General features: G+C 60.6%; 10 protein-coding genes. All 10 read left to right on the top strand.

Annotated elements, in window-relative coordinates; all coding sequences use genetic code 11:
- A partial coding sequence (locus tag ABY948_RS03325) for a FimV/HubP family polar landmark protein (RefSeq protein WP_461481094.1) occupies window positions 1–2,036 on the top strand: 2,036 nt, incomplete at its 5' end.
- Between the two features lie 4 nt (window positions 2,037–2,040).
- Window positions 2,041–2,904 carry a tRNA pseudouridine(38-40) synthase TruA gene (gene truA / locus ABY948_RS03320; RefSeq protein WP_461481093.1) on the top strand — a complete coding sequence of 288 codons (864 nt, stop codon included), beginning with the start codon at window positions 2,041–2,043 and terminating at the stop codon, window positions 2,902–2,904.
- A gap of 66 nt (window positions 2,905–2,970) precedes the next feature.
- Window positions 2,971–3,591, top strand: a complete 621-nt coding sequence (locus ABY948_RS03315; protein WP_461481092.1) for a phosphoribosylanthranilate isomerase — start codon at window positions 2,971–2,973, stop codon at window positions 3,589–3,591.
- A gap of 15 nt (window positions 3,592–3,606) precedes the next feature.
- The gene (gene trpB, locus ABY948_RS03310) at window positions 3,607–4,824 is read left to right on the top strand and encodes a tryptophan synthase subunit beta (RefSeq protein WP_461481091.1); all 1,218 of its coding nucleotides are present in this window, start codon (window positions 3,607–3,609) and stop codon (window positions 4,822–4,824) included.
- 42 nt (window positions 4,825–4,866) lie between these two features.
- Window positions 4,867–5,682 (top strand): tryptophan synthase subunit alpha, encoded by an 816-nt coding sequence (gene trpA, locus ABY948_RS03305; protein WP_461481090.1) that lies wholly within the window; start codon window positions 4,867–4,869, stop codon window positions 5,680–5,682.
- 11 nt (window positions 5,683–5,693) lie between these two features.
- On the top strand, window positions 5,694–6,587 hold the full coding sequence (gene accD / locus ABY948_RS03300; RefSeq protein WP_461481089.1) for an acetyl-CoA carboxylase, carboxyltransferase subunit beta: 894 nt from the start codon (window positions 5,694–5,696) through the stop codon (window positions 6,585–6,587).
- Complete coding sequence (locus ABY948_RS03295; protein ID WP_461481088.1) at window positions 6,565–7,827, top strand: bifunctional folylpolyglutamate synthase/dihydrofolate synthase; 1,263 nt, start codon at window positions 6,565–6,567, stop codon at window positions 7,825–7,827. The genes accD and ABY948_RS03295 overlap by 23 nt, the downstream gene beginning before the upstream one ends.
- Window positions 7,808–8,341, top strand: a complete 534-nt coding sequence (locus ABY948_RS03290; protein WP_461481087.1) for an SPOR domain-containing protein — start codon at window positions 7,808–7,810, stop codon at window positions 8,339–8,341. The genes ABY948_RS03295 and ABY948_RS03290 overlap by 20 nt, the downstream gene beginning before the upstream one ends.
- A 54-nt stretch (window positions 8,342–8,395) precedes the next feature.
- Window positions 8,396–8,890, top strand: coding sequence for a CvpA family protein (locus tag ABY948_RS03285; RefSeq protein WP_461481086.1), 495 nt, complete (start codon window positions 8,396–8,398; stop codon window positions 8,888–8,890).
- Window positions 8,891–8,941: 51 nt separating this feature from the next.
- The gene (gene purF, locus ABY948_RS03280) at window positions 8,942–10,465 is read left to right on the top strand and encodes an amidophosphoribosyltransferase (protein ID WP_461481085.1); all 1,524 of its coding nucleotides are present in this window, start codon (window positions 8,942–8,944) and stop codon (window positions 10,463–10,465) included.
- Window positions 10,466–10,474: the final 9 nt, after the last annotated feature.

Raw genomic sequence — 10,474 nt, 5'->3', positions numbered from 1 at the left:
CGCAGCCTGCGTCGCGGCCCCGGCAGCAATCCCCTGCGCCGGTGGCCACTGCAGCGGTAAGTGCGCCGTCGCTGGCTGTTGGTGATGATGAATACCGGGTGGGCAGTGGCGATACGGTTTGGGCGATCGCCGAAAAAATCCGTCCCCAGGGCGCCTCCATGGCGCAGACCATGGCTGCGATCAAGCAGGCCAACCCCCAGTCATTCATCAACGACAATATCAATTTGCTGAAAAAGGGCGCAGTGCTCAGGTTGCCCGAGGGCAGCGATATTGCCGCCCTGTCGGATGTTAATTACAGCGACCTCGTCGGTGAGGGTGTCGCCACAGACGACTCCCAGGCACCGATGCTGGATGCCACCCCGGCTGATACCGAGACGGCTGTGGCAGCGGCTACAGGCGAAGGGCGGTTAAAGCTGGCTGCCCTGGGTGCCGATGAGGCCCTGACCCCGGATGTCGCCGGTGTGAATGGCGCGGAAGAGGGTGGCGCCAGTGTTGCGGGCACTGGGGCAGATGCCTTGGCGGTCGCTCGCGAAGAGCTGGACAAGAGTTCCCGTGAAAATGCCGAGTTGAGAGATCGTGTCGCCCAGCTCGAGGAACAGCTTTCGACAATGAACCGCCTGGTGGAAATCCAGGACGATTCCCTGCGCGGCAGCCAGGTGGCGACCCAGGTTGAAGCGGAACCGACTCCAGCCGCCGATTCAGCATCGGTCGCTGCCGAGCCGGCTGCGGATGAAGCCACCCCGGCAGCCGCTGCGGACGTCGCGCCAGAAAAAGAAAAGGGGTTTGACCTGGCGGCATGGGTGGACTATTTGCTCTATCCCGCCATCGCCTTGCTGGCGCTGTTGCTGGCGGCCTTGATGTTCTTCCGCAATCGCAAACAGGACGAAGATGAGGTCGATGAACTCTCACTGCAAAGCCTGGTGGACAAGCCGACTGCGGAGGCGCTGCCGGAAGAGGAAGAGCCTCTTCTGAGCGAAGATGATAAACATTACATTGCCGAGCTCGCGGAAGAGCTCGACGACGAAGGGTTGCAGGATCTGGAAGATCTGGAGGAACTGCAGCTGGGCGATGACGAAGGCGTCGATCCCAAGGGTGAAGCGGACATCTATTTGTCCCTGGGCAATTACCGCCAGGCTGAAAATATTCTCAAAGCTGCCATTGAGGCAGATCCCCAGGACAGCTCCCTGCAGCTCAAACTGCTCGAGGTCTATGTCAGTGCCGACAATCTGGCGGCGTTCGACCAGCAGCGCGCGCAGCTCGCCACCCTGAACAACCCGGAAGCCGATGCCAGGGCGTCGACACTCCGCGCCGAGTTGATTTCCGACGTTAGCGGGGACGCTGACGCCGAGAGCGCTGAGACCACAGTTGCTACTGAAGCGGATGACCTCGCTGTCGAGGCGCCACAGGATCAGGTTGACTTTGAGGCGCCGTCCCTGGATTACGATCTCGGCGATGTTGAGCCGGAGCAGGCCTCGGCGCTGACGGATGAATCCACAGCGGCGAGTCAACTCGAGTCAGTGGATCTCGAGCTGCCGGAAACCGAAGCTGAGCCGGAACCCCCAGCCCCGGCGCCTGCCCAGGCCGCTGAGGCAGCCGGTCAGGATTTCGATCTCGACCTGGACCTGAGTGACATCGATCTGGATTCGCTGGCCTCTGAAATTGACCAGGACATGTCTGGCATCGAGCTGGATGAGTCCGCCCAGGCGCCGGTGCCGGAGTCCCCGGATGCGGGAGAGCTGTCGGTGTCGAACGAGCGCTACAGCGCCCCTGAATCGCTCCCGGAGCAGAGCTTCGAGGAGCTGGAAGATGCGATTCTCTCCGGCTCTGAAACGGGAGAGGATGACAATTACGACCTGGATGCCGAGCTGAAGGCCTTTGGTGATGAGGATGTCTGTGACACCAAACTGGTGCTGGCCGAGACCTATCTGGACCTGGGTGATGCCGATAACGCTCGCGACCTGCTCAGTGAAGTCCTGGAAGAGGGTACCGAAGAGCAAAAAGAGAAAGCGCGCAATCTGCTCGAAACGGTGACCTGAGCCTATGATCCAGGGGAAACCCTGGGAGTATCTCGCCAACTGTCTGGTGCCGGAACAACGGGAACTCCCTGAAGGAATAAAACGCATCGCTGCTGCCGTCGAATATGACGGCAGTGCTTTTTGTGGCTGGCAGCGCCAAACCCACAGCCCCAGTGTCCAGTTCCATGTGGAGGCCGCTCTGACCCAGGTGGCCAACGAGCGCGTCAGTGTGACCTGTGCCGGTCGCACCGATACCGGCGTTCACGCGACCAATCAGGTGATCCACTTCGACACCCGGGCCGATCGCAATCCCAGGAACTGGATACTGGGCGTCAATGCCAATCTGCCCTACGGTATTCGCCTGCACTGGGTGGCCGAGCAGTCGCCCCAGTTCCACGCCCGCTTCGCGGCAACCGCCAGAACCTATCGCTACCTGATCGCCAACCAGCCGCAGCGCTCGGCGTTGTTCTACCATTGGCTGACCTGGGAAAAGCGCCCGTTGGATGAACTTCGCATGCACCGCGCGGTGCAGCAGTTGCTGGGTGAGAACGATTTCAGCTCGTTCCGGGCGGCGGGTTGCCAGTCAAATACCCCCAATCGCAACGTCCATGGCGCCAGGGTCTGGCGGCAGGGGGAGCTGGTCATTCTCGAGATCACGGCCAACGCCTTCCTGCATCACATGGTCCGCAATATCACCGGGGCATTGTTGTGTATCGGTCGGGGCGATTGCGAGGAAGCCTGGCTGGGTGAACTGCTGGCAAAAAGAGACCGCACCCAGGCGCCGCCCACCGCGCCGCCCAATGGCCTGTACCTGGTGGGCGTGAACTATCCCGGGCATTTCGAGCTGCCCGGCTTTAAGCCGGGTCCCCAGTTTATCAACGATGGCTGAGAGTCGGGGCGATAGGCGGGCCGAGACCTTTTTGCTACAATCCGCCCCTTGCTATTGGAAGCCACTGTGAAACGAACCCGAGTCAAAATCTGCGGCATAACCCGAGAAGCGGATGCCAGGGTGGCAGCGGAGGCCGGGGCGGACGCAATCGGCCTGGTGTTCTACCGGAAAAGTCCCCGTTATGTGGAGCCTGCTACCGCCGCCGCCATCGCGCGCGCGGTGGGTCCGTTTGTGACCACCGTGGGGCTGTTTGTGAACGCCCCGGCAGCGGTCGTTTTGCAGACCCTGAACCGGGTGGGGCTGCAGTTGTTGCAGTTCCACGGTGACGAAGACGATGCCTATTGTCGCCAATTCGACCGGCCCTTTATCAAGGCGGTCAGGGTGTCGCCCGGTCTCGATCTCGCAGCGGAGATGGCCCGTTTCCCCAGTGCCTGCGGCCTGCTTTTCGACGCCTGGCACCAGGATAAATACGGCGGTACCGGCGAGACATTTGATTGGCAGCGCCTGCCCGAAAAGGCCGATCTGCCGCTGATTCTGGCCGGGGGCCTGACCCCCGCCAACGTGGCGGAGGCGGTGCGCCAGGTCGCGCCCTACGGGGTCGATGTGAGTGGCGGTGTCGAGGACGCCCCCGGCATTAAATCAGCAGCACTTGTACAACAGTTTATTGCCCGCGCCAAAGGCGGGTAATCACCGGAGAGCCCAGTGAACGAAAAAATCAAGATTGACTACAGCCACATGCCGGATGCGCGCGGACACTTTGGCCCCTACGGTGGTCGTTTCGTGTCGGAGACACTGATTTACGCTCTGGATGAACTGGAGCGAATTTACCGCAGTCTGAAGGACGATCCGGAATTTCAGGCCCAGTTTGACTACGACCTGGCGCACTACGTGGGGCGGCCATCGCCGCTGTACTTTGCCGAGCGCTGGAGCCGCGAAACCGGAGGCGCGCGATTGTTCCTGAAGCGGGAAGACCTCAATCACACCGGCGCCCACAAGATCAACAACACCATCGGCCAGGCGCTGCTGGCCAAGCACACCGGCAAAAAGCGCGTTATCGCGGAAACCGGTGCCGGACAGCACGGCGTGGCCACGGCCACGGTGGCGGCCAGACTGGGCCTCGAATGCCACGTTTTCATGGGCGAGGAGGACGTGCATCGCCAGTCCCTGAACGTCTACCGCATGAAATTGCTGGGCGCCACCGTCATTCCCGTGACATCCGGTTCCAAAACCCTCAAGGACGCCATGAACGAGGCGATGCGCGACTGGGTGACCAACGTGGATAACACGTTTTACATCATCGGCACCTGTGCCGGCCCGCACCCCTACCCGGAGCTGGTGCGCAACTTCCAGTCGGTGATCGGTCGCGAGGCCCGCCAGCAGTCGCTGGATCAGGCCGGGCAGTTGCCGGATGCGCTGGTGGCCTGTGTCGGTGGCGGTTCCAACGCCATCGGCCTGTTCCACCCGTTCCTGGAGGACGAGTCGGTGGCGATGTACGGCGTGGAGGCGGGCGGTTTCGGCCTGGCCAGCGGCAAGCATGCGGCCCCCCTCAACGACGGTGTTCCGGGGGTATTGCACGGCAACCGCACCTATCTGATGGAAGATGAAAACGGCCAGATCATTGAAACCCATTCCATCTCCGCCGGCCTCGACTACCCCGGTGTGGGTCCCGAGCACGCCTGGTTGAAAGATATTGGCCGGGTCAATTACGTCACCATTAACGACGACGAGGCCATGGATGCCTTCCGCCGCCTGACCAAGGTGGAGGGCATTATGCCGGCGCTGGAATCCAGCCACGCGGTGGCCTATGCGGAAAAACTGGCTCGCCAGATGGACCCGGAGCAGATGATCGTGGTCAACCTGTCCGGTCGCGGCGACAAGGATATCCTCACCGTGGCGGAAATCGACGGCATTACCGTTTAGGTTTTCCGGCCCCGATAACAAGAACACTGTGGAAGTATGTGAGTGAACAGAATTAACAAACGCTTTGAATCCCTTCGCCAGCAAGGCCGCAAGGCCCTGGTTCCCTATGTGGTGCTGGGCGACCCCGCACAGGATGTCACCCTGCCGGTGATGCACGCCCTGGTGGCAAGCGGTGCCGATATTATTGAGTTGGGTGTGCCGTTTTCAGATCCCACCGCCGAGGGTCCGGTGATACAGAAGGCCCACGAGCGGGCACTGGCCCACGGCAGCAGCCTGCGGGACGCACTGGCACTGGTGCAGCAGTTTCGCGAAACCGATCCCGATACCCCGGTTCTGCTGATGGGTTATGCCAATCCGATCGAGCGCATGGGCTATGAAACCTTCATTGCAGCGGCGGTGGCGGCGGGCGTGGATGGGGTGCTCACGGTGGACCTGCCGCCGGAAGAGGCGGAAGAGTTTAACCAGCAGCTGCACCAGGCCGGCATCGAGAACATCTTCCTGCTGGCCCCGACCAGCAGTGAAGAGCGCCAGAAAATGGTCACCCAGATGGCGGGTGGTTTCATCTATTATGTGTCCTTGAAAGGCGTGACCGGTGCCGGTCACCTGGATGTGGATTCCGTGAAACAGCATGTGGACTACATTCGCACATTGACTGACCTGCCGGTCTGTGTAGGATTTGGTATCAAGGATGGTGCCTCCGCCCGTGCCGTTGCTGAATTGTCGGATGGTGCCGTGGTCGGCAGCGTGCTGGTCAACCGCATGGCCGGACTCGCGGAGTCCGGGGAACGTGATCCGGCCGTCTATGCTGCGACCGTATCGGAGTTGATTGCTGAAATGCGCAAGGCGCTGGATAACTGACGGAACCGACTATGAGCTGGCTGGAAAAGATTCGTCCCAAGGGTCCGGGTACCCAGAAAAAAGATCGCACCCAGAGTGTTCCGGAAGGGCTGTGGAAAAAATGCCCGAAGTGCAGTGCGCCACTCTATCGCCCCGAGCTGGAAAAGAACCTCGACGTCTGTCCGAAGTGTGAGCACCACCTGCGTATCGGTGCCCGTCGCCGCCTGGACTTTTTCCTGGACCGCGAGAATCGCCAGGAACTGGCCACCGAGGTCAAACCCATCGATCGCCTGAAGTTCAAGGATGTGCGCCGCTACAAGGATCGCCTGGCCGATGCCCAGAAGGCGACCGGCGAAGACGATGCGCTGGTGGCCATGAGAGGTACCCTTAAAGACATGCCGGTGGTCGCTGTGGCCTTTGAATTTGCCTTCCACGGCGGCTCCATGGGCTATGTGGTGGGCGAGCGCTTTACCCGCGCAGCCCAGGTGGCCCTGGAAGAAAATATCCCGCTGATCTGCTTTTCCGCCACCGGCGGCGCGCGCATGCAGGAGGCGCTGATCTCCCTGATGCAGATGGCCAAGACCAGCGCCATCATTGAGAAGCTGAAAGGACAGGGAACGCCCTATATTTCCGTGATGACCGATCCGGTCTACGGCGGGGTTTCCGCCAGCCTGGCGCTGTTGGGGGATATCAATGCCGCCGAGCCGGGTGCCCGCGCCGGTTTTGCCGGTCCCAATATTATCGAGCAGACCATTCGCCAGCGCCTGCCGAAAGGTTTTCAGCGCGCCGAATTCCTGATGGAGCACGGTGCGATTGACCTGATCATCTCCCGTCCGGCCATGCGCGATACCATCGCCTCATTGCTGTCCAAATTTACCCACGCTCCCGAACCCGCCGATCTTGATGCCCCGGCATTCACTGAGTGAATGGCTGGGGCTGCTGCAGCAGCGGCATCCCACAGAGATTGAACTCGGGCTGACCCGGATCAGCCGGGTCGCCCAGCGCATGGGGCTGTCGGGTTCCGGCAAGCGGTCGGTGGCGACAACACTGGTGACCGTGGCGGGCACCAATGGCAAGGGCTCCTGTGTGGCCGCCTTGCAGGCATTGCTGTTAAAAGCGGGTTACCGCGTCGGCAGTTACACCTCGCCCCATCTGATCCGTTACAACGAGCGCATAGTTATCAATGGCCGGGAGGCCAGCGATGTGGCTATCTGCCGTGCATTCGAGCAGATTGAAGAGGCCCGTGGCGACACCAGTCTCACCTATTTCGAATTTGGCACCCTGGCGGCCCTGCTGCTGATGGCCGAGGCGGGACTGGATGTGGCCATTCTGGAGGTGGGCCTGGGTGGCCGGCTGGATGCGGTGAATATCCTCGATACCGATATCGCCATCGTCACCAGCATCGCCCTGGATCACCAGGACTGGCTGGGGGATGACCTCAACCAGATCGGTGCAGAAAAAGCGGCCATTGCCCGGCCCGGCAGGCCATTGCTGTGCGGCGACCGGATGCCGGTGACCGGACTGGTTGAGGCGGCCGGCGCCATCGGTGCGCAGTTGTTGATCAACGGCCGCGATTTTGCGCTGCAACATTTCCCCGGGATTCCCGCCAACACGCTGCCCCCCAACAGTGTTGCCTGTGCCCTGCAGGCGATGGCGCTGATCAGCGGTCTGCCCAGTGACGGGGTGGATACCAGCGCGCTGGCGGAAGTTGCCGTGGCCGGTCGCTTCCAGCGCCTGCAGGTGGACGCTGTGCCCGTTATTCTCGACGTGGCACACAATCCCCAGGCGGCACAATTGCTCGCCGAAAGGCTGCTGCCGGAAAAGGGTCGGTTGGTGGCGGTGGTGGGCATGATGGCGGATAAGGATATCGTCGGATCGCTGACGCCCCTGATGCCGCTGGTCAAAACCTGGTGTTTTTGCGATATTCCCGATCAGCCGAGGGCGGCCGGTGCAGGAATGCTACAGGCATTGTTGTACAATGCCGGGACTCCTGCGGTCGGCGACGCCGTATGTTGCCCTTCACCGGTGGCAGCTTTTGAAAAGGCGCTAACCCTGGTCGCTGGAGGTGACAGGGTGGTGGTATTCGGCTCCTTCTTTACCGTGGGCCCGATACTGGAAAGGTTGCATGATTCCGAAGGAAAGAACTGTGTTGACGGAAAAGGTTAAACAGCGAATTGTCGGCGGTTTTGTACTATTGGCGCTGGTACTGGTGCTGTTTGCCGTGCTGTTTGATTTTTCCGAAACGGCGCCCCGGGTAGACACCAGCTCCCGTATTCCCCCCAAACCTGACATTGTCCCGGTGGAGGTGGCCGAACCTGCCAGACCGGACAATATTTCCCCCGCGCCGCCCCCGGAAGAGGGCTTTCAACTGGGTGTGGAAGAACCCCAGCAGGCAGTTGCCCCGACACCGGAACCGCCGCAGCTGTCTGAACAGGGCCTGCCGGAATCCTGGGTGTTACAGGTGGGCAGTTTTCGCGATGCCGAGCGCGCCCAGGCCCTGGTGAAAAAATTGCTCGACGACGGCTACCGCGCCTTTGTGCAGCAACAGAAGGACAGCCAGGGACAACTGAGCCGGGTATTCGTCGGACCCAAGGTGCTGAAAGAAAAACTGCTGCAGGAAAAGGCCGCCATCGATAAAAAATATGGCCTTAACGCACTGGTGGTCCGCTTTGAACCCTGACCTCCGTCGGGCTCTCTGTTAAACTTTGCCGCTATTTTTGGTGATGACTGGACCATGAACTGGGCTGACTGGGCAATAATTGCTGTTTTGGGGCTTTCCGCATTGATCAGCCTGGTGCGGGGTTTCGTCAAGGAGGCCATGTCACTGCTGATCTGGCTGGCGGCGGCGGTCATTGCCTCCATTTTTCACGACGAACTGGCCAGCTGGATGGAACAGCTGATCACCACGCCCTCGCTGCGCATGCTCACCGCCTGGGTAACACTGTTTGTGGCGGTACTGATCGTCGGCGGCATCTGCAATTACCTGCTCGGCAAACTGGTCGAGGCCACCGGCCTGACCGGGACGGACCGGCTGCTGGGGCTGCTGTTCGGTGTCAGCCGCGGCCTGATCATCGTCATGGTGGTGCTGATTATTCTGACAGAGATGTTGCCGGTCAAAGATGACCTGTGGTGGCAGCAGTCGGTGACGATTTCGTTTTTTATGCAATTTGAGGACTGGGCCAGGGATACCGGCGCAGCGGTGCTGAACTTTTTAAAGAACCTGCTCTGAGAGCGGTGCTAACAGCTTGGTAAACGACTGTTGATAGAGGTTGCCTGACCCATGTGCGGTATAGTCGGAATTTTTGGTAAAAGTGATGTCAAACTGCAGCTCTACGATGCGCTGACCATGTTGCAGCATCGCGGACAGGATGCGGCGGGCATCATGACCTGTGTGGGTGGGCGCCTCAACCAGCGCAAGGGCGTCGGGCTGGTCCGGGATGTGTTTCATACCCGCCACATGGCCGAACTGGAAGGCAACATGGGTATCGGCCATGTGCGCTACCCCACGGCGGGCAGTTCGGGACCCGCGCTGGCACAGCCGTTCTATGTGAATTCCCCCTACGGCATCTGCATGGCCCACAATGGCAACCTCACCAATACCGAAGAGTTGCTGGAGCACCTGTTCAAGTCCGATCTGCGGCATATCAACACCGACTCGGACTCGGAGGCGTTGCTCAACGTGTTCGCCCACGAATTGCATTTGCAGGGCAAATTGCAGCCCACCCCAGAAGATATCTTTGAATCGGTGCGCCGGGTACACCGCCGCTGCAAGGGCGCCTATGCGGTGGTCGGGATGATCGCCAACTACGGCCTGGTGGCATTTCGCGACCCCTTTGGTATCCGCCCGCTGATATTCGGCCAGCGCCAGACCGACAAGGGCGTGGAATACATCGTGGCCTCTGAAAGTGTGGCGCTGGATGTGCTCGGCTTTCAGATCGTGCGCGACCTGGCACCGGGGGAAGCCCTTTACGTGGACGAACAGGGCGAGTTGCACTTGCAGCAGTGCGCGGAAAATCCGCGGCTGATGCCCTGTATCTTTGAGCATGTCTATTTTGCCCGGCCGGACTCCATTATCGACAGCATCTCGGTCTACAAATGCCGTCTGCGCATGGGGGAACACCTGGCGGAGAAGATTCTGCGCACCTATCCGGACCATGACATCGACGTGGTGATCCCGATTCCCGATACCAGCCGCGTGGCGGCGCAATCCATCGCCGAGCAGCTGGGCGTCAAGTTCCGCGAAGGTTTCATGAAGAACCGCTATATCGGTCGCACCTTTATCATGCCCGGGCAAAAGGAGCGCAAAAAATCGGTGCGCCAGAAACTCAACCCGGTGAAGCTGGAATTCAAGGGCAAGAACGTGCTGCTGGTGGACGACTCCATCGTGCGCGGCACCACCTCCCGGGAAATCATCCAGATGGCACGGGATGTGGGCGCCCGCAAGGTGTATATGGCGTCAGCCGCACCGGCGGTGCGCTACCCCAATGTCTATGGCATCGATATGCCCTCGGCAAAGGAGCTGATCGCCCACGACCGCACCGAACAGGAAGTGGCTGAACTGATCGGGGCAGACTGGTTGATCTACCAGGATCTCGAAGACCTGGTGGCCAGTGCCGCCGATGGCAACAGCACCATTGAGGCCTTCGACTGCGCGGTATTCGATGGCAACTATGTCACCGGCGATGTCGACCAGCACTACCTGGACAAGCTGGATTCGCTGCGCAACGACAAGGCAAAAAACCACAAATCCGCCAACGCCGGCAATGGCGAGGCAATCGGCTTGCACAACCCCGGAGCCGACTGAGAGTAACAG

It is taken from the genome of Porticoccus sp. (assembly GCF_041592135.1).
Taxonomy (GTDB): Bacteria; Pseudomonadota; Gammaproteobacteria; order Pseudomonadales; family Porticoccaceae; genus Porticoccus.
The sequence above is the reverse complement of the archived record's forward strand: the minus strand, read 5'-3'. Positions and strand labels throughout refer to the sequence as shown.

Coding starts and splice junctions, on each gene's coding strand:
- truA (WP_461481093.1), top strand. CDS start 2,041: ATGATCCAGGGGAAACCCTGGGAGTATCTCGCCAACTGTCTGGTGCCG.
- accD (WP_461481089.1), top strand. CDS start 5,694: ATGAGCTGGCTGGAAAAGATTCGTCCCAAGGGTCCGGGTACCCAGAAA.
- ABY948_RS03295 (WP_461481088.1), top strand. CDS start 6,565: ATGCCCCGGCATTCACTGAGTGAATGGCTGGGGCTGCTGCAGCAGCGG.
- ABY948_RS03285 (WP_461481086.1), top strand. CDS start 8,396: ATGAACTGGGCTGACTGGGCAATAATTGCTGTTTTGGGGCTTTCCGCA.
- purF (WP_461481085.1), top strand. CDS start 8,942: ATGTGCGGTATAGTCGGAATTTTTGGTAAAAGTGATGTCAAACTGCAG.